The 19,441-nt window shown below is 55.2% G+C and carries 17 protein-coding genes and 1 pseudogene; 6 read left to right on the top strand and 12 right to left on the bottom strand.

The features are described from left to right. The first annotated feature begins 90 nt into the window (after window positions 1–90). The 4 genes from bamJ (at window position 91) to P5706_RS22075 (ending at window position 2,537) form a co-directional block, all read left to right on the top strand. Window positions 91–831 (top strand): BamJ family beta-barrel-assembly machinery protein, encoded by a 741-nt coding sequence (bamJ, locus tag P5706_RS22090; protein WP_017136377.1) that lies wholly within the window; start codon window positions 91–93, stop codon window positions 829–831. Between the two features lie 447 nt (window positions 832–1,278). Next, window positions 1,279–1,734 carry a YkvA family protein gene (locus P5706_RS22085; RefSeq protein ID WP_285681821.1) on the top strand — a complete coding sequence of 152 codons (456 nt, stop codon included), beginning with the start codon at window positions 1,279–1,281 and terminating at the stop codon, window positions 1,732–1,734. 96 nt (window positions 1,735–1,830) lie between these two features. After that, window positions 1,831–2,169: a helix-turn-helix domain-containing protein gene (locus P5706_RS22080; RefSeq protein ID WP_285681819.1), complete on the top strand. Its 339-nt coding sequence runs from the start codon at window positions 1,831–1,833 to the stop codon at window positions 2,167–2,169. Continuing rightward, the gene (locus tag P5706_RS22075; RefSeq protein WP_005786715.1) at window positions 2,166–2,537 is read left to right on the top strand and encodes a hypothetical protein; all 372 of its coding nucleotides are present in this window, start codon (window positions 2,166–2,168) and stop codon (window positions 2,535–2,537) included. Before P5706_RS22080 ends, P5706_RS22075 begins: the two co-directional genes overlap by 4 nt. On the opposite strand, the pseudogene P5706_RS22070 reads toward P5706_RS22075, so the two are convergent. The 6 genes and pseudogenes from P5706_RS22070 to P5706_RS22045 form a co-directional block, all read right to left on the bottom strand. Beyond that, a pseudogene (locus P5706_RS22070) lies at window positions 2,534–2,977 on the bottom strand (diguanylate cyclase domain-containing protein); the annotation flags it as partial. The gene P5706_RS22075 and the pseudogene P5706_RS22070 overlap by 4 nt on opposite strands. A 76-nt stretch (window positions 2,978–3,053) precedes the next feature. Further along, on the bottom strand, window positions 3,054–4,016 hold the full coding sequence (locus P5706_RS22065; protein ID WP_017846754.1) for an IS30-like element ISPsme1 family transposase: 963 nt from the start codon (window positions 4,014–4,016) through the stop codon (window positions 3,054–3,056). Between the two features lie 283 nt (window positions 4,017–4,299). Continuing rightward, window positions 4,300–6,075: an ATP-binding protein gene (locus P5706_RS22060; protein WP_102618351.1), complete on the bottom strand. Its 1,776-nt coding sequence runs from the start codon at window positions 6,073–6,075 to the stop codon at window positions 4,300–4,302. After that, on the bottom strand, window positions 6,062–7,273 hold the full coding sequence (locus tag P5706_RS22055) for a hypothetical protein (protein WP_102618350.1): 1,212 nt from the start codon (window positions 7,271–7,273) through the stop codon (window positions 6,062–6,064). Before P5706_RS22055 ends, P5706_RS22060 begins: the two co-directional genes overlap by 14 nt. 243 nt (window positions 7,274–7,516) lie before the next feature. After that, on the bottom strand, window positions 7,517–9,016 hold the full coding sequence (locus P5706_RS22050; protein WP_285681813.1) for a GGDEF domain-containing protein: 1,500 nt from the start codon (window positions 9,014–9,016) through the stop codon (window positions 7,517–7,519). A 119-nt stretch (window positions 9,017–9,135) separates the two neighbouring features. Further along, entirely contained in the window at window positions 9,136–11,217 is a 2,082-nt protein-coding gene (locus tag P5706_RS22045) for a carboxy terminal-processing peptidase (protein ID WP_244657916.1), read from the bottom strand. Between the two features lie 138 nt (window positions 11,218–11,355). On the opposite strand from P5706_RS22045, the gene P5706_RS22040 reads away from it, so the two are divergent. Then, window positions 11,356–12,318 carry a zinc-binding dehydrogenase gene (locus tag P5706_RS22040; protein WP_200434500.1) on the top strand — a complete coding sequence of 321 codons (963 nt, stop codon included), beginning with the start codon at window positions 11,356–11,358 and terminating at the stop codon, window positions 12,316–12,318. A gap of 136 nt (window positions 12,319–12,454) precedes the next feature. Here the strand turns inward: P5706_RS22040 and P5706_RS22035 are convergent, their stop codons facing one another. From P5706_RS22035 to P5706_RS22010, 6 genes are all read right to left on the bottom strand, one after another. Continuing rightward, the gene (locus P5706_RS22035; protein ID WP_285681810.1) at window positions 12,455–13,108 is read right to left on the bottom strand and encodes an HAD family hydrolase; all 654 of its coding nucleotides are present in this window, start codon (window positions 13,106–13,108) and stop codon (window positions 12,455–12,457) included. Window positions 13,109–13,138: 30 nt separating this feature from the next. After that, window positions 13,139–14,128 (bottom strand): ABC transporter ATP-binding protein, encoded by a 990-nt coding sequence (locus P5706_RS22030; protein WP_200434498.1) that lies wholly within the window; start codon window positions 14,126–14,128, stop codon window positions 13,139–13,141. After that, entirely contained in the window at window positions 14,125–14,925 is an 801-nt protein-coding gene (locus P5706_RS22025; RefSeq protein ID WP_170040023.1) for an ABC transporter permease, read from the bottom strand. The genes P5706_RS22030 and P5706_RS22025 overlap by 4 nt, the downstream gene beginning before the upstream one ends. After that, the gene (locus tag P5706_RS22020) at window positions 14,912–15,775 is read right to left on the bottom strand and encodes an ABC transporter permease (RefSeq protein ID WP_207161298.1); all 864 of its coding nucleotides are present in this window, start codon (window positions 15,773–15,775) and stop codon (window positions 14,912–14,914) included. The genes P5706_RS22025 and P5706_RS22020 overlap by 14 nt, the downstream gene beginning before the upstream one ends. Next, the gene (locus P5706_RS22015; RefSeq protein WP_285681805.1) at window positions 15,754–16,560 is read right to left on the bottom strand and encodes an alkaline phosphatase family protein; all 807 of its coding nucleotides are present in this window, start codon (window positions 16,558–16,560) and stop codon (window positions 15,754–15,756) included. Before P5706_RS22015 ends, P5706_RS22020 begins: the two co-directional genes overlap by 22 nt. A gap of 207 nt (window positions 16,561–16,767) precedes the next feature. Beyond that, complete coding sequence (locus P5706_RS22010; RefSeq protein ID WP_285681803.1) at window positions 16,768–17,835, bottom strand: ABC transporter substrate-binding protein; 1,068 nt, start codon at window positions 17,833–17,835, stop codon at window positions 16,768–16,770. Window positions 17,836–18,186: 351 nt separating this feature from the next. On the opposite strand from P5706_RS22010, the gene P5706_RS22005 reads away from it, so the two are divergent. Then, window positions 18,187–18,900, top strand: a complete 714-nt coding sequence (locus P5706_RS22005; protein WP_138815962.1) for a UTRA domain-containing protein — start codon at window positions 18,187–18,189, stop codon at window positions 18,898–18,900. Window positions 18,901–19,441: the final 541 nt, after the last annotated feature.

The raw sequence follows: 19,441 nt of genomic DNA, 5'->3' as shown, positions 1-19,441 counted from the left end.
GCTCAGATGCCGGTAGCCATTGGTCGTGGCCGCCTGATAAGCTCGCGACTTTACTCGAATGCCCTTTTGGCGCACGAACAAGGAAATAGCATGAAACAGCATCGGTTGGCGGCGGCGGTGGCCCTGGTTAGCCTGGTACTTGCGGGTTGTGATTCGCAGACCAGCGTAGAGCTGAAAACCCCGGCGCAGAAAGCTTCCTACGGCATTGGCCTGAACATGGGCAAAAGCCTTGCTCAAGAAGGCATGGATGACCTGGACTCCAAAGCGGTAGCCCAAGGCATCGAAGATGCCGTCGGCAAGAAAGAACAGAAGCTCAAAGACGACGAGCTGGTTGAAGCGTTTGCCGCACTGCAAAAGCGTGCTGAAGAACGCATGACCAAAATGAGCGAAGAATCGGCAGCCGCCGGCAAGAAATTCCTCGAAGACAACGCCAAGAAAGACGGCGTAGTCACCACCGCTTCCGGTCTGCAATACAAGATCGTGAAGAAGGCCGACGGCGCTCAGCCTAAGCCGACCGACGTAGTGACTGTTCACTACACCGGCAAGCTCACCAACGGCACCACCTTTGACAGCTCCGTAGATCGCGGCAGCCCGATTGACCTGCCGGTCAGCGGCGTGATCCCGGGTTGGGTCGAAGGCCTGCAACTGATGCACGTGGGCGAGAAGGTCGAGTTGTACATCCCGTCCGACCTGGCCTACGGCGCACAGAGCCCGAGCCCAGCGATTCCAGCCAACTCCGTGCTGGTATTCGACCTGGAGCTGCTGGCCATCAAGGACCCAGCCAAGGCTGAAGCCCCTGACGCACCTGCGGCGCCAGCTGCCAAGAAGTAATCGGCAGCTGAACACACAACGCCCCGTTTTTACAGGGCGTTGTTGTTTCTGGCGTTTGCAGATCTGCGCCCGTACTGATTGTTCCCACGCTCTGCGTGGGAATACATCCGGTGACGCTCTGCGTCACATTCGCCTAGGGTGGAAATTTGCGCGGTTCGGGACGCGGAGCGTCCGGGGCGGCATTCCTTTGCTGCGCGTGGGAACGATCGCAAATCCGACCGAACCCCTGGAAACTGTCACAGTCTGATATAAGACTCGAGCACGGGTAGCCGCACATCAATGCCAAGTCAATGAATTCTTGGGTTTTTTTTATGTGCGCAAAAAACGCCCGATCTGACTGCAAGCCTTGTAAATCAAGGCTTTCAGCCGATAAAACAGGCTCTGTTCACAAGGTTATCCACAATTTGTGTGGATAACCTTTTATGTCGCCTGGAACTGGAGTGACCGATGAAACCACCCTTCAATTTCACCCGTTTCCTGCCCATGGCCGCACGCTTGCTCGGCCGTGGGCGGTTGCCGACCCTGTTGTTTGCCGTGGCCGCCAAAGGCTCAAGCCAGGGCAGCCGGCTGGGTAAACTCAAGGATGATCTCAAATTGCTCCAGGCCTTGTGCCTGGCTTACTGGCGCGGTGAGTACCGGGCCATCAGCCCCAAGGCGCTGATCTCGGTAGTGGCGGGGCTGATGTACTTCCTCAGCCCGATTGACGCGATCCCGGACTTTATCCCGGTATTCGGCATGCTCGATGACATTGCCGTGCTGGCATGGGTCATGAAGACCCTGGATGACGAACTGAGCGCGTTTCGCGCGTGGCGCGACGCCCAGCGCCCGGAAAAACTCGCGGTGGTTGAGCGGCTGCCTGCGACGCCTGCGCTGCTGGCCCAGGAAAATCCGCAAAAAAACTGAACTCGCTTATATCCCCCTGCGACCTTTGTGGCTGTTAGGATTACACTTCTAAGGAAAGAACTTACTTAGTAAGTGTTGTTATCCTACGGGGCAGTCATGGATATTCAGATAATTTCACGCGATGGCGCACCCGAGTATGCGGTGCTGCCATGGGACCAGTACCAGGCGCTACTAAAAGCTGCCGGTCAGCAACAGCCTGTCGCCACTCCTTCTTCTACCGCTCAGGTCACGCCCGATCAGGCTTTGCGCCCGCTCGCGGACCTGCGCGGGCTACGTGAGGTCAAAGGCTTGGCCATTGAAAGCCTGGCCCGCACCGTGGGCATCAGCCCTTCGTATCTCGGATTGATTGAAAGTGGTGAACGCCAGCCGGATGCCGCCATCCGCCGCAGCCTGGCCTGGGAATTGGGCGTTGCAGGTTGGAGGGATGAATCTTGAGTCTACGAATCAGTCGTCAACACTGGGATGGGTTACTCAACGAACTGGATCAGGCGCGCCGTCAACGCCATTTGCTCACCTACCGCGCGCTGCTGGAGCGCCTGCAATTTCCCACGCCGGCGATGCAAACCCTGGCCGCAGCCCTTGAGCATCTGGCCGCGCTGGACGCCAAGGCCGAGCAACCGTTGCGCAGCTCGCTGGTGATCAGCCAGGGCGCCAGCCGCTTGCCGCGTACCGGTTTCTTTGAATGTGTGGAGCGTCTGGGGCGGTTCAGCGGGCCGTCCGATGGTGTGGCTGCTGCGTCCTGGCATGCTTCGGAAGTGGTGCGGGTGTTCGAGTACGAGTACCCGGAGTCCGCCGAGGCCTAAACGGGCAGGCAGTCCATGCTGTCGATCACATGGATGCTGTAGCCGGCGATGTCTTTGGCGTGGTGCTTGGCTTGCGAGGCCAGCTCCGCCAACTGGCTGGCATCCAGTTGTGCACAGGCCTGTGGATATAAATGCACCACGCCGATCGACAACGACAGCAAGGCGAATTCCTGGCGCACGCCTTGGCGGTTCAATGCCACGAAGCAACCGGCGTCCAAGTGTTCGGCGCGGTAGAAGCGTCGGCATTGGGTGTGGAAGTCATCCAGCAACTGGTTGAGCCGCTTGCGCCAATCCTGCGGGCCGAGCACCAGCAAAAAATCATCACCGCCGATATGCCCGACAAAGTCGCGGCTGGGGTCAACCCGATCGTTCAGGCACTGCGCCAGGCACAACAACACCTCATCCCCACGTCCATAGCCGTAGATATCGTTGAATGGGACCGTTTTGTGAAAGTAAACTGAGAACTTTGGGTTGACCAGATGCTGGTGAAGTAAATGGAGCAATAGAGGCCTGAATTCAACACATAAGTGCAACGCTCACCCCTGCATAAACTTCGTACGGCGTCTTCCAGCCCAGGCGTTTTCGCGGGCGTAAATTGATCTTCGTTACCACGCGACTGACCGCCTCGACGGTCAGCTTGCTGAAGTCGCCGCCCTTGGGAAAATACTGCCGGAGCAGGCCGTTGGTATTTTCATTAGTGCCTCGCTGCCAGGATGAATAGGGTTCTGCAAAAAAGACTTGGCACTGGCTCCGATGCGCAATGCGTTCATGCCCGGCAAACTCCTTCCCGTTATCCAGCGTCAGCGTGTGAACAGCATGCCCCTTGAGCAACAGATTGATCGCCCGCGTTACCTGCCGGCGCGTCCTGCGCTTGACCGGATAGGCGCTCAGGTAGCCGCTTTTACGATCAACCAGCGTGACCAGATTGCCGCCTACGCCATGCACCGTGTCACCCTCCCAATCACCTAGACGCTCGCGGGCTTCGACCTCAGCAGGGCGCTCGGTTATCGATACGCGATTACGCAACTGTCCGCGCCGGTCGTGGCTTCCGTAGCGTTTTCGGTACAGCTTCCTGCGGTGCCGCAAATACTTGTATAACTCGCCACCTGCGTGTTTGTCGGTGGCGATAAACCGATAAATCCACTCGTGACTGACCGCGCGCTCCGGCTGCTCTTGCTTCAGGCGCTGAGCAATCTGCTCCGGGCTCATACCGTGTTTTAGCCAGAGCGGCAGATAATGGCTGAACCACGTTAATGGCTTGCAGTGCTTGCGCGCCTGCGCTCGACGGGCATCACTTTCATGGGTCGCAGCAACCGCTTTGTAGGTCTTCTGGGAGCTGTTGCGGCGAACCTCACGACTGATCGTCGAGGGATGTACGCCAACCTGTTTCGCGATGCTTGCCTGGCTTTTTCCGGCGCTCAGACCGGCCTCAATCTGGTAACGTTGGCCCTGAGTCAGCTGCCGGTAATGCGTAGTCATCTGCGCTTGAATCCTTCGGTGTGAGAGCCTGGATTCTACCGGTGGCTGACTCTCTGCCTATCGTTTCAAACGTTGCACTTATTCTATGAATTCAGGAGGCGAGGAAATTTATAAGCTGTACATTGGTCAGCGGCGAGGCGGTATGAAAGAAGATTGTGAGCGATATTTAGTAATAAAGTATGATTCAGCAGGTAGGTCATTTAAACAAGGTGTTTACCAAGGATAGAGAAAGCTGATTGGTGTCAGGCATTTGAAGTGCCTAACACCCAGCTTGTAATTATTGCTATTCTTTCCTCCAGCGTTTGATTACATCTTCAAAGCTTATTTCTCTCCATGACTCTCTCCATTCCTTGTGAACTTTTACACTTTTGGAATGAGGTTCTGGAGATGGTAATGGCATCTTGATTACGGCTGGTAGTAATATCGCGTCTCCTACAGCTATACATTCACCGGGAGATAGATTTGGAAGTATGTCCGTAATAGAGTTTGCATTATCCGGAAAAAGACGTTTGACGTAGTTTTGGTCTGCGTCGTTTGTAAGTCTAAGTGATAGGAAGTTATTGCATTGTGCGAAAATAGTTTCTGAAACCTCAGAAGGTCGCTGACTAACAATCATCAAACTTAATCCGTATTTCCGTCCTTCCTTAGCAATTCTTTCTAGAGATTTTTTGGAGGATCTATATGCTACATCATTATTTCTAGGGACGTAGTTATGAGCTTCTTCACAAACAATCATAACCGGAATGTCGTTTAGGGACTTTTTAGCATGTTGTAATTTTGAATAGTGAAAGCAAAAGTCAAAGATAAGTCTAGAGACTAAGCTTACAGTGATGCTGAGTACTTCAAACGGAATGCCGCTAAGGTCAATTATTGTTACGTTAGATTTGTTAATGTAACCAATGAATTGCTTCATTAGGTCTTGAAAGTCTTCAGTGTTGTAGGGCGAGCCGTCTGCTTTCTCGGCGTTCAAGAGAAATTTTAATCTCTTGTCGGATAGTTTTGTTTCTAGTCTTGAAACAAATCGATTAAACTCTCCATGAAATGGGCCGTTCCCAGCTTTCGTAGCATTTGCTGTAGATTGCGGGACAAATAAACATTTCTTATTGAAATAGTGATTGGTTCTATCGCTTACTAAGGTTCCATCTAAAAATTTGGGGCAATCTTCTCCATCAAGTCTGCCAATAATTTCTCGGTTGAGATTTTCTATGTATTGGTAAACTTCTCTTATCGAAAAATACGCAGGTGTGTCATAGGTTATACCTTCAATTTTCGGATTGTGCCTTTCCTTATTGAGGGTTACGGCATTTTTGAATTGGCTTACCTGATTGTGCGAGTTGGATTCGTTGCTCTCAATGAACATGCTCTCCAACTCTTCCGAATTCATCAACCAGTAGGGAAGTTGGAGTGAATCAATGTCAAGTCGATTTAAAGAGAACTTTTCATCTTTGTGTAGATCGAATGCTGCGGTGTATTCGTCATGAATATCAAATATCACCAAGTGAGAGTTGTTTTGAGTTGAGATGCTTTGATTTTTCGAATCTGAGATTCCTACTGCGTCTTGCAGTATTCTCGCAACAGTACAGGACTTTCCTGATCCCGTTGAGCCTACGATTGCTATATGTTTGCTGAAGAAGCGGTTGCCGTTTATTTTAAGCGTTATATCTTTATTTAATGAAAGCTGTCCTAGTGGGAAGTCATGTTCATTATCTGCGGCAAAAAGCTTTTCAATGGTGTCATGGTCTGCAATATAGACTGGTTCTGTAGGGACTGGTAATAATAGACTGCCTCTGTCAAATGCTCCATCTAGGTCTATTGTTCCAATTGCCTGACATTCTACTTGGAACTGCCAATGCGTGGAACCCTCGCCATGCTGGGTATCAATCCCCTTAACGTTTCTAATAGTGGCAATTGTAAAGTCGTTATTGCCTTGGGATATTTTTAGTAATCTTCCGATTTGTAATTCTTTTTTGTGTTCTTCAAAAGTTTTTAAATCAGTGATTGTGATTGTTATTGTGCTTGGTGAGCATGAAAGAACTTGGCCGATTTTATTCAAAGACATTGCTAATCCCCATGACATATTTTATTTCTGTTAAGGAACGTGTTGAAAGAAGCTCTATGTTTATGTCTCTTGTGTCTAGTTCGTCTGGTATAGATGCCGCGAATATGAAAATGTCGTCTGCTTTTTTATTATTTATCGTTGGGATAGCGTCTGCCCAACAGATTATTCTAATGTCGAATTCTCTTTGGGCTTCTGATCCTCTGGGTTTTTTGACTATAGGCTCTTTAAAGAATCGACTTTCGTCAAATTGAATTCCGGCAATTACTCCGTCGTTACAGATCACACCTTTAAGCTCTAGTCTTAGCTGGATCTGCCGTGCTTGCTCCTTTTGCGTCATTAAACATAGCATTGGTGTGCAAGTGTGAGATTGCTTGAAGTGATATTTTTCTTGGAAGTCTTGAATGAAAATAACAAAATTTTCTTCAAAGCTGTCAATTTGTTCTGGGTCGATAATTAGGTATCGTAGCCTGACATTTTTATCAAGATTGGACTTTAGCTGGCTTCTTCTTTCTTTGAGTATTTCTTTTCTTGATTTTAACGAGAGAGTCCATCTTGATATTGCTGTTCTTTTTATGGCTCGAAGGAGTTGAATGGTCTCTTTTTTTGTGGTTGTGCGTTGATCTGAGTTGTGTTTTATGCTCAGATCAGCAATATACTGTATAGCATTAGGATAGGCCAAAATATCTATGTCTTCGCTCGGTATGCCATTAGTACCTAGAAGCGAGTAGATTTCTTTGGTCATATTGTCCAGTGAATCTCCAATTTCAATGGAGAACTGGTTTAGAAATTTTTCTACATTTATAAAGCCGTTAAGTGCTGTTGTGTATTTTTGAAGTGTTAGGTTTTTTGTTTTTAGGGTCGCTTCAATATCCGACTTTGTTATTGTTATTTCTGGGTGTTCTGTGTCCATGGGAAAATGACAAAATAATTTGTATTTTATTGTTTGGTCATTGTTTAAGTGGAAGTGATGCATCATCTGTAGAAGTGGTTTATATAAAATGCTTAATGCAAATTTTTCTTGTGTTTCATGATATTTACATTGTATTGCCTCCAAACCTGTTGCTGTTTGGATCTCAATATCCTCAACTATGCCTTCTATATGGATTACTGCATCGTCAGGTGCTTTAAGTATTTCAACAAGTGTTTTATTGAACTGATACAGAAAGCCTTGAATTGTATAATCTGCGGCCCTTGACATTCGACAGCCCCTCCCTAGCTATTTTCGACAGATTTTGACTTTACCTGAGTTTTTCTGAGGTGTCGATTTGCCATCTATCTGTAATAGCATAATTCAAAGTCAGCGTTAGTGGGGATGGTAAGTTTCTGAACAGGTATGCTTGGCTGATACTTTTAAAGACTGTATATCCGAACAGTTTATTCCTTATCCATACGCCTGAAACAAGGCTCCGTTATGTGCCTGTTAGCACCAGTTCGTTGTCATCTACCTATTTTCAGGAGAGAGCTCACCGTCCGTGTATGAGGCGGGAGGAAAGTCAATTGTGATCCTGACCTGTGTTGAATTGTCCGGGATGGCTCCTTGCTCGCTGTCTTGGGAAGACGAAGGCCGAGGCACGTCAATAAAATTCAAACAGTGAAATCCCTTTAGGTCGTTGAACGGCTTGAAGCTGTCGATATCCACGTAGCAGATCACCGACTCGCGCTGTTGTTGCAGCAACCGCGTCAGGCATTGCTGAATCGGCACGTTGCCCGGCAGCAGCGTCAGCGGGTTGGCATAACGCGCCTGCTGGATCTTCAGCTCAGTGATCAACTTGAGCACATCTATCACCCGACCGAGGCCCAGGTAGTCACCGTTGAGGGTGATGATGAAGTCTTCTTCGATGCGTTGCCGCGCACGGCTGGTGAGCAGGCGGCTGACCTGCTGCAAGGATTGGCTCAACTCCACCGCCAGGAAGTCATCGCTCATCAAGCGGCTGATGGGTTTACGCGCGAACAGGTCGGTGGCGAATGGCTTGAGCAGTGCGTCCGACAACGAATGCCGGTGCACGATGCCGACTGGGTGACCGCGCTCATCCAGCACGGCCAGCGAGTTGAGGTTGGCCTGACGGCGGAAGGATTCAAGTACCTGGGCGGTGGCGGTGTCCTGATCCACCGCCGGTTGCTCGTTGAGCAAGGCGCTGAGGTCGCTGCCTTCTTCGCTTAGGGTGATGTTGGTGTGGTCCTGCTTAGGCAGCATCACGCGCGCTTCTTGGGGCGGTTGTTCCTGGGGGCGGCAAAGCAGGTAGCCCTGGACCAGATCAACGCCCATTTCGGTCAACACCGCCAACTCCTCCGGCAGCTCGATACCTTCGGCAATCACCTGGGCACGGGATGCCTTGGCGATTTGCAGGATAGAGCCGACGAACTCGCGCTTGAGCGCATCCTGATGGATGCCGTCGATAAAGTGCCGGTCGATTTTCACGTAGTCCGGGCGTAGCTCCGACCATAAACGCAGGCTGGAATACCCGGCGCCCAAGTCATCCAGGGCGATGGCAAAACCCATGTCGCGGTAATGATGCAGTGCGGTTTGCAGCAGGTCGAAGTCGTCGGTGGGCGTTTGCTCGGTGAGTTCGATCACCACCTGGCTTGGCGGGATGCCGAAGTCGCGCAACAACTGCAGAGTGCGGCCCGGTTGATGCGCCGTCTCCATCAAGGACTCCGGGGAGATATTCAGGAACAGCTTGCCCGGCAGCTTCTGCTCGCTGAAGCGTCGGCAGGCACTTTCGCGGCAGGCCATTTCCAGTTCGCTGAGGCGCCCGGCATGGCTGGCCACGCTGAACAGGGCGACGGGGGAGTGCAAGGGGCTGTTGGACGGGCCACGGCTAAGCGCTTCGTAGCCGAGGATACGTCGTTCGGACAGGCAAATGATCGGTTGGAACAGGCTGTGTAAACTGCCTTGAGCCAGGATTGAGCCCAATGCATTCAGCTGTTCGGTCATGGTCATGGCGATCTCGATCGAAAAAAAAGGACCGCAGGCTTAACGCCTGCGGTCCCTTCATTTCACGACAGAATGATGTCTATATGATGACACTCCGGGGAGCGCTCACATTAAATTGCCATCATTTACTGCTTGGCCACCTGCTTGCTGATTTTCAGGTAGTCCAGCAGCACCCGGCCTGTCTCGGACAGGTAGGCGTCGTCTTCCGGCTTGGTTTTTTCCGGCTCGGCCGGCAGCGCATCTTCATCTTCTTTCTTCAGTTCTTTGAGCGGGTCTTCGCCTTTGGCCTTGCGGCGGGCGTTTTCCAGCACAAGCTGCTGATTTTCGATGCTGGTGTGCTGAGCACGACGATCGACTTCGTTGAGGCTGACGGTTTTTTCTTCCATCAGCTTCTTGGCCAGGGCCAGTTTGTCGCGGATAAACACGAACTCGGCATCCTTGGCGGAGCGGGTCTCGTGGTCAGCCTTCAACTGCGTCAGATACGGCTTGAACGGGTCCGAAGCCGGCTTGATCGCAGGGCGGATGGTGTCCCATGGCATTGCCTCAGGCAGCGCGCTCTCGCCGATTTCCTTGGTGTCGATGATCGACGGGAAATCCACATCCGGCAATACGCCCTGGTGCTGGGTGCTCTGCCCGGAAACCCGGTAGAACTTGGCAATGGTCAGCTTCAGTTCGCCATGGTTGAGCGGCTGAATGGTCTGCACGGTGCCCTTACCGAAGGTCTGGCCGCCGACGATCAACGCGCGGTGGTAGTCCTGCATGGCACCGGCGAAAATCTCCGAAGCCGAGGCCGAGAGGCGGTTGACCAGCAACGCCATCGGGCCTTTGTAGAATGCGCCTGGGTTCTCGTCTTCCAGCACGTCGACACGGCCATCTGCGTTGCGAACCAACACGGTCGGGCCTTTATCGATAAACAGGCTGGTCAGCTCGGTGGCTTCCTGCAGGGAACCGCCGCCGTTGTTGCGCAGGTCGATGACCACACCGTCGACTTTCTCTTTCTGCAGTTCTGTCAGGATTTTCTTAACGTCACGGGTGGTGGACTTGTAGTCCGGGTCACCGGCGCGGAACGCTTTGAAGTCCAGGTAGAACGCAGGAATCACCACCACGCCCAGTTTGTAGTCCTTGCCATCCTGCTTGAGGTTGAGGACTTGTTTCTGAACGGCCTGGTCTTCGAGTTTCACCGCTTCACGGGTGATGGACACGATCTTGCTGGTCTGGTCGTTCGGCGCATTGGTGTGCGGAATCACTTCCAGGCGCACCACGCTGCCTTTCGGCCCACGGATCAGCTTGACCACTTCGTCCAGGCGCCAGCCGACCACGTCGACCATCTCTTTGTCACCCTGGGCGACGCCGATGATCTTGTCGGCCGGAGCAACCTGCTTGGTCTTGTCGGCCGGACCTGCCGGCACCAGACGCACGATCTTGACCTGGTCATTGTCGCTTTGCAGGACGGCACCGATGCCTTCCAGCGACAGACTCATGTTGATATCAAAGTTCTCGGCATTATCTGGCGACAGATAATTGGTGTGCGGGTCGTAGGACATCGCGAAGGTGTTGATGTAGGCCTGGAAGATATCTTCGGCACGGGTCTGATCCAGACGTGCCAGCTGATTCTTGTAGCGCTTGGTCAACAGCTCTTGAATGGCCTTGGGCTCTTTGCCGGCGATCTTCAAGCGCAGCACTTCGTCCTTGACGCGTTTGCGCCACAGGTCGTCGAGGGCGGCGGTGCTGGTCAGCCAAGGCGCGTCCTTGCGATCCACCAGAAGGGTTTCCTTCTGGGTGAAGTCGAGCTTGTCGACGCCTTTGTTCAGCTCACCCAAGGCGAAGTCCAGACGCGCTTTGACGCGATCCAGGTAGCGCTTGTAGATGGTGAAACCCGGCTGCAGGTCGCCGCTCTTGAGAAAGTCGTCGAACTGGGTCTTCCACTTGTCGAACTCAGCGATATCGCTGGCCAGGAAGTAGCTGCGCGATGGGTCCAGCAGCTTGAGGTAGCTGTCGTAGATGATCACCGAGCGCGCGTCGTCCAGCGGCGGCTTGCTGTAGTGATGGCGCTTGAGCAACTCGACGACGTTAAGGCTGGCAATCACCTCATCGCGATCAGGCTGAAGATTGTCCCAGCTGTTGGCTGCGAACGTATTGGTCGACATCGACGCAAAGCCGAGACCAATGAAAAAAGCGAGGGCGGTACTGGGGAACAAATGCTTCATGCTGATTCGACGCGGGGGCAATTGATAACGCATATTAGGCCGTCTTTGAGGGAGCCGGTTCCATATGATCCGGTCGCATAATGCAAAAAGCCCGGCGCTACAGCTACGGGCTCAGTCCAGACTCACTATGGAGGCACTGTGAAAGCATTGCAAGGCGTTGAAGGTCATGTGGAGTGGATAGAAGAGCCCAGTCCTACCTGCGATGTAGGCCAAGTTCGCATTCGTGTGGCGGCCGCTGGCCTTAATCGCGCCGATCTACTGCAACGTGCGGGGCTCTATCCACCGCCTCCAGGCGCCAGCCACGTGTTGGGCCTGGAGTGTTCCGGGGTGATCAGCGAGGTGGGCGCGGGTTCTTCCTGGCAAGTCGGCGACCGCGTCTGCGCGTTGCTGGCCGGCGGCGGCATGGCCGAAGAAGTGGTGGCGGATGCCCGTCATGTGCTGCCGGTGCCGGAAGGTTTGTCGTTGATCGAAGCGGCGGCGCTGCCTGAGGTGTACAGCACAGCCTGGCTGAATCTGTTCCAATTGGCGGGCCTTAAACCCGGGGAAAAAGTCCTACTGCATGCCGGCGCCAGCGGTGTGGGCTCGGCAGCGATCCAACTGTGCAAGGCGTTTGGCAGCCCGTGCTGGGTCAGCGTCGGCTCGGCAGAACGCCTGGCGTACTGCGAAGAACTCGGCGCCCAGGGCGGCGTCGTGCGTACCGACGGCATTGAAGGGCTGCGCGATTTCGGGCCGTTCGACGTGATCCTCGACCCGGTCGGCGGCAATTATGCGGCGATGGATCTGAAGCTGCTGGCCCTGGATGGGCGCTGGGTATTAATCGGCTTGATGGGCGGCCGGGATGCACAACTGGACCTGGCGCAGGTGCTGGGCAAGCGCATCCAGCTGCTGGGTTCGACCCTGCGCAGCCGCAGCGATCAGTTCAAGGCAGACCTGTTCAGCGACTTGAGCCAGCATGTGTGGCCGCTGTTTGTTGAAGGGCGCTTGAGCCCGCAACTGGCCAGGACTTTTGCGATCAAGGATGCCGAGGCAGCATTTGCTGAGCTGGCGACCAACCAGATTTCCGGCAAGTTGGTGTTGGTGATTGACGAGACCCTGGTCTGATCTCTGGTTGAAATACAGTCACTGTGGGAGCTGGCTTGCCTGCGATAGCGGTGCATCAATGAAGAATGTTTCATCTGATACACCGCTATCGCAGGCAAGCCAGCTCCCACCGTTGATTGGGTTTCAATTCAAACTGTCAGACCCAATGATGAATCGGCCAGCCAGCCTTTTCAGCATGCTCGCGCAACACCGGATCCGGGTTCACGACCTGCGGATGATCCACCTTCAGCAACAGCGGCAAATCATTGCGCGAATCCGAGTAGAAATACGCGCCCTGCAGGCTTTCACCTTCCTGCTCCAACCACGCCAGCAACCGCGTGATCTTGCCTTCACGGTAAGTCAGCACACCCACGGTCTTGCCGTTGTAGACGCCATGGCTGAGGTCCAGGTCAATGCCCAGCACTTCATCAATACCAATGCGTGCCGCAATCGGCGTGACCAGGTGCGTACCCGAGGCAGAGATCACCAGGATCCGGTCACCGTTCGCGCGGTGGCGGGCGATGGTCTTGGTGGCGTCGCTGTAGATCAGCGGCTCGATGACGTCCTCTACCCACGGTTCGACCAGATGCGCGATCTCTTCCGGCGTGCGCCCGATCATCGGCTCCAGGCTGAAGTCCATGAAGTCTTCCATGGCCAGCTCGCCGCGGCTGTAGGCGGCCATGAGTTCGTCGTTCTGGCGCATGAACGACTCCGGGTCGACCCAGCCCAGGCGGCCCATCTGTTCGCTCCACAAGGTGGCGCAGTCGCCATGGATCAAGGTGTCGTCCAGATCAAAAATTACCAATGCCATCTGTCACGCTCTCTCAAATGAATCGTTGTGTCAGGCTACTTCACACAACGCACTGGGGTCGATGGAAAGTGCCAGGCGCTGGCCATCCGGGTGCAGATCGTCGGCCGAGCGGTTGAGCACGTCCACCACCAACTCCACGCCACGCGCTTCGATGCGATAGCGGATTACGTTGCCCAACAAGCTATGGCTGCGGACCAGCGCGTCGAGGTCGCCGCTGCGGCTCAGCTCGATGGCTTCCGGGCGAATCGCGATGCGCCCGCTGATAGGCCGTTGCAGCAACTGGCTGGCCTTGTCGGCGTCGAGCAGGTTGTAGTTGCCGATAAAACCGGCGGCAAATACATCCACGGGCGCAGTGTAAAGCGTCTCGGCATCGCCGCTTTGTACGATCTTGCCCTGGTTCATGAGGAAAATGCGGTCCGACATGGTCAGTGCTTCTTCCTGGTCATGGGTCACGAAAATCGTGGTCAGGCCCAGCTCGCGCTGGATCTGGCGGATCTGCTCGCGCAGGTGCTTGCGAATCCGTGCATCCAGCGCCGACAGCGGTTCATCCAGCAGCAACAGGCGCGGACGCGTCACCAGCGAGCGGGCGAGGGCTACACGCTGGCATTGGCCGCCGGACATCTGGTGCGGGTAGCGGCCAGCGAGGTCTTTGAGCTCCACCAGTTGCAGCACTTCCTGCACGCGCTTGTGGCTGTCGTCAGCGTTGACCTTTTGCATGCGCAGGCCAAACGCGACGTTCTGTTCCACGGTCATGTTGGGGAACAGCGCGTAGCTCTGGAACACCATGCCGATGTGCCGTTTCTGCGGGCTCAAGGGCACGATGTCCTGGCCATCCAGGAGGATTTTGCCGCTGTCCACCGAGGTCAGCCCGGCGATGCACCGCAGCAGGGTCGACTTGCCGCAACCGGACGGGCCGAGCAGGGTGACGAATTCACCCTTGGCGATTTCGCAGTTTATGTCACTGAAAACCGGTGTGCCGGCGTAGCCTTTTTGCAGGTGTTGGACGCTGACGAAGCTCATTGGCTTTTGTCCTTGTTCAAGATATTGGCGGCCCAGGTCAGCACCAGCACAAAGAAGAAATAGGAAATGACGATGGCACTGGTGAAGTGGCCGCTCGTGTTGCGCATGTTGTTGAGGTACACCTGCAGGGTCTCGTAGCGAGTGCCCACCAGAATGTTGGCAAACACGAACTCACCGAACAGAAACGAGAACGACAGCAGCAGCGCTACCATGAGGCCTTTGCGCAGGTTCGGCAGCACGACAAAAATCGCCGCTTGCCAGGTGCTGGCACCCAGCAACTGCGAAGCGTCCATCAGGTCACGCAGGTTGATCGCTTGCAGGTTGTTGGTGATCGCGCGGTACATGAACGGCAGGGCCACGGTGAAGTAGCAGCCGATCAGGATCCACGGCGTGCCCACCATCGCAAACGGCCCGGAACCGTAAAGTTGCAACAAGCCCACCGATGACACCACCGGCGGCACCGCGAAGGGCAGCAGGATCAAGATGTTCATCAGCGCGTCGAGCTTGGGGAAGTGGTAATGCACCACGAACAGCAGCGGCAGAATCAGTACCACCGACAGGATCAGCGCACCGACGCACACCAGCAGTGACTGACCGAAGGCGGCCAGAAAGCGCGGGTCACTCCACAGCTGCACGTACCACTTCAGGGTAAAACCGGCGGGCAGGATGGTGGCCGACCAACTGCTGGCAATGGAGTAGACAAAGGTGCCCACCAGCGGCAATACCAGGATCGCAAATAACAGGTACACCACTACCCGATGGTAGAGGGAGGCCGAGCCGGCTTCAGCGCGAGACATGGTAGCTCCTCTTGAGCAGCAGTTGATGGACGACGGTGACCACCGTCATCAGTGCCACCAGCACCACGGCCAGGGCGCTGGCCATGTTCGGGTCCAGGGAGATGTCGCCGGAGACCATTGCCGCGATACGAATGGGCAGCACGTTGAAGTTGCCGGTGGTCAATGCATACACCGTGGCATAGGCGCCGAGGGCGTTGGCCAGCAGGATCACGAAAGTGCCAAGCAGCGCAGGAGTGAGCACCGGCAGGCCGATGTGCCGCCAGAACTGCCAACTGCTGGCGCCGAGCAACGAGGCCGATTCGCGCCAGTCTTCGCGCAAGGCATCGAAGGCCGGGTAGAGCAGCAGCACGCCCAGGGGAATCTGGAAGTAGGTGTATAGAATGATCAGGCCAGTCTTGGAGTACAGGTTGAAGTCCTGAATGATCCCCGCCTGCTTGAGCATGATCGTGATGCTGCCGTTAAAGCCCAGCAAAATGATGAAGGCGAAGGCCAGGGGCACGCCGGCAAAGTTGCTGGTCATGTTGGCGAAGGCTGTCACGAAGTTACGCAGTGGCCCATCCACGCGGCGCAATGAGTAGCTGCCGAGCACCGAGATGATGATCCCGAACACGCTGGAGTAGAAGCTGATTTCCAGGCTGTACTGGATGGCTTGCAGGTAGAACTTCGAACTGAAGATCTTGGTGAAGTTGGCCAGGCCCCAGCCGAACTCCTCCGACTGCAGGCTGTTGATCATCACCCACACCAGCGGGGCGATTTCAAACACGATAAAAAACAGCGCAAACGGCACCAGGCACAGGATCGCCAGCCATTTGCCACGGGTTATGGAATTCACTTCAGCAGCTCCCGGCATACAGGTTTGTCGTGGGGCACACCGAGCAGTTCGCAGACGGTGCCGCACAGGTCGGTTTGCTTCGGGGTGGCGCCAGGGTCGAAGGTGAAGGCCGAGCCGAGTACGAACAACGGCACTTCGCGTTCTTCCGGCAGCACACCGTTATGGGAGCGGTCGTTGTTCATGCCGTGATCGGCAGTCACCAGCACCTGGTAGCCGGCGTCGAGCCAGGTTTGCAGGTAGTCGGCAAGGATGATGTCGGCCGAGCGCGCGCTGTTGCGGTATTGCGCGGTATCCAGGCCATGCTTGTGGCCAGCGTCATCAATGTTCATCGGGTGTACCACCAGGAAATTCGGCGCGTGTTTGCGACGCAGGCTTTCGGCGTCGGCGAACAGATGGGAATCCGGGTAGTGGTCATTCCAGTAGAAATGCCCGTGCTGGATCGCCAGCGCCTTGTCGTCGGTATGACGATCACGCGCGGCTTCAAAGGGCGTGCGGTTATACAACTCGCTGACCCAGTGATAAGCCGCCGCCGCTGTAGTGAGGCCCGCGTCGGTGGCGTAATGGAAAATGCTGCGCTGGTTGGACAGGCGCGAGACATGGTTGTGGACGATGCCACTGTCGATCGGCGGCACGCCGGTGAGGATGCATTCATACAAGGGCCGGGACAGGGCCGGCAATTCACATTCCAGTTTGTAAAGCGCTGCGCGTCCTGCGCCGATATAGGCCTGGAGATGCCCCATGGCATGTCGGGCAACCTCGTAGTTCAGGCCGTCGAGCACCACAAGGATGACGTTGTGCTTCATAGGGGGAGACGCTCCGCGACGATAGGCTTGACTCAATTTCACTTGGGGAACGGGGTCAAAACTGTGGGAGCGGGATTGTGTGGGAGCTGGCTTGCCTGCGATAGCATCACCTCGGTTCATGACAAACCGAGTCGTCTGCATCGCAGGCAAGCCAGCTCCCACACTGACCGCTTTCACAGCTCTGGGTCTAAATAAGACCCGGGAGCCTTACTGCATATTGATGATGACTTCTTCCTGCCACTTCTGCGGCAGTGCCTTGGAGGTTTTCTCCCAAGCGTCGGCATCTTTGATCGGCGTGACTTTTTTGTACTGCTCGTTCGGCAGCAGCTTGGCCTGTACATCGGCCGGCAAGGTCAGGTGCTCGGCACGGATCGGACGTGCGTTGCCGCGTGCCAGGTTGGTCTGGCCGGCGTCGCTGAAGATGTATTCGCGGGTCAGCTTGGCGGCGTTCGGGTGCTTGGCGTATTTGTTGATGATGGTGGTGTAGCCGGAAATCACCGAGCCGTCCGACGGGATCAGCACCACGTAGTCATCCGGGTTAGCCATCTTGGCTTTGTAGCTCAGGCCGTTGAAGTCCCAGACCACGCCCACTTCGACTTCGCCCTTTTCCATGGTGGCGATGGTCGGGTTGGTCAGCGACAGGCGACCTTGCTTGGCGATCTCGGCAAACATCAGCAGCGCAGGCTGGATGTTTTTCTCGTCGCCACCGTTGGCCAGCGCAGCAGCCAGCACGCCATTGGCGGCTTGGGCGGCGGTGCTCACATCACCAATAGAGACTTTGTATTTACCGGTTTTAAGATCAGCCCAGCTTTTTGGCGCTTCAGAGCCGTGCAGCAGTTTTTTGTTGACGATAAAGGCGATGGTGCCGGTGTAGGCCAGGGCCCAGTTGCCGTCTTTATCTTTGGCCCAATCCGGAACTTGTGCCCAAGTGGTCGGTTTGTACGGCTGTGCCACGCCCTGTTTCACCGCAATCGGGCCGAAGGCGGCGCCGACGTCACCGATATCGGCGCTGGCGTTGTCTTTTTCGGCGGCGAACTTGGCGATTTCCTGGGCCGAGCTCATATCGGTGTCGATGTGCTTGAGGCCATAGGTCTTGGCCAGGTCGTCCCAGGTGCCTTTCCAGTTGGCCCAGTCATCGGGCATGCCGACGCTGTTGACGGCGCCTTCCGCTTTCGCGGCGGCTTCCAGAGTTTTTAGATCGGTATCAGCAGCCATGGCGGCGGTGCACATGGCAATGGTCGAGCCTAACAGTGATGCCAGGAAAAGCTGTTTCATCCGAAGCTCCTTTGGGCGTTTTCAACGCTGCGTTTTTATCGACGTTTGCGGTGGTGTTGGTCTAGGTCAGCAATACCTGAGCCAATTTAGGCTCGGTGCATGACAGTTTCATGTCGTTGTCGTTTTTAAAGCGTTTATGTCGCTGACTTCAGACTCAGCGTAGACCATGCCCAAGTGCCCGCAGGCCCTGGACTTGGCCGATGTATTGCAGGGTGTGGGGCAGGGGATGAGCAGGGACTGTCATCTGTCGGTCATCTGTAATGCCTAGGCTTGCAGTTAACGGCAGACGCCCGAATACCGCGCGGTTTGTGCACTTGAACGGTGCTGGTCTAGTCCAGATAGGTAACGTTGATGCGTGATGAGGCAATCAAGGCGGTGACATCCATTGGCCTGGCGCTGCAAGAGCAGATCGGCCATGGGCTGTTGCCACCGGCGAGCAAACTGCCCGCTGAGCGCAAGCTCAGCGAGTTGTTTGGTACCACCCGCATTACGGTGCGGGAAGCCTTGTTACAACTGGAGGCCCAGGGCCAGATCTATCGCGAAGAGCGGCGTGGCTGGTTCGTCTCGCCCCCGCGCCTGGCTTATAACCTGATGCAACGCAGCCACTTTCACGCAATGGTCAGTGAACAAGGGCGCGTAGCCTCCACCGAAGTGATTTCGGCGCGGCTGCAGCCGGCATCGGCAGCGGTGTGTGCGTGGTTGCAGTTGCCGGCGTTGTCGAGTGTGATCCAGATCTGCCGGGGCCGGCGGATCGATGGGCGTTTGGTGCTGTATGTGGAGCATTACCTGAACCCGCAGTATTTCCCGGGGATTCTGGCGTGCGACCTGAACCAGTCGATGACCGAGCTGTATGCACGCAAGTACGACCTGCATTACGGCCGCGTGCGTTTCGAGATTGTTCCGACTTCACTGCCGGTGGAGGCCGCCGCTGCATTGCGTGTGTCGGTGGGCAGCCCGGGCTTGCGGATCGCCCGGGTCAATTATGACCAGCATGAGCGTTTGATCGACTGCGACCTGGAGTTCTGGCGTCATGATGCGATTCATGTGGGGGTGGATGTGGTTTGACCGCCGGAGATTCAACGGATGCATCGCATGCTGAATGTGGGAGCTGGCTTGCCTGCGATGGTATCACCGCGATCTGACAGTGATACCGAGGTGCGCGCATCGCTGCAGTGGGGTTGTTGGTGTACATATCCGTTGCTGCGGTAACGGCTACTTAGGGTTCCGCCCTTACGGCGGGTCACTTTTGTAAAGACACAAAAGTAACCAAAAAGTCTTCGCCCCAACATTCGGTGCCTCGCTATGGCTCGGCATGCCCGCAATCCGCCAGTGATTTGGGGGGCCGCCGCGATGGGCCATCCTTGGCCCAGCGCGGCTAAACCGGCGTCCTGCCGGTTTACCCCCCAAATCACTGTCAGATTCCGGCCATCGTGTTTAACGGGGCGATTTCAGATCAAGATCAAAAGCGCAGATCAAAAGACCGCTGACTTCGTCATCGAAAAGGATGTAAGGGCCGGAGCAACAGCAAAGCAACAGCAAAGCCATACTCGGTCAAAGGTGGGAGCTGGCTTGTCGAATCGTCGCACCGCTGCGATGGCATCAACTG

This window comes from Pseudomonas sp. ChxA (assembly GCF_030263855.1).
GTDB classification, from domain to species: domain Bacteria; phylum Pseudomonadota; class Gammaproteobacteria; order Pseudomonadales; family Pseudomonadaceae; genus Aquipseudomonas; species Aquipseudomonas fluorescens_CB.
This window is presented reverse-complemented; position numbering and strand designations above follow the sequence as displayed.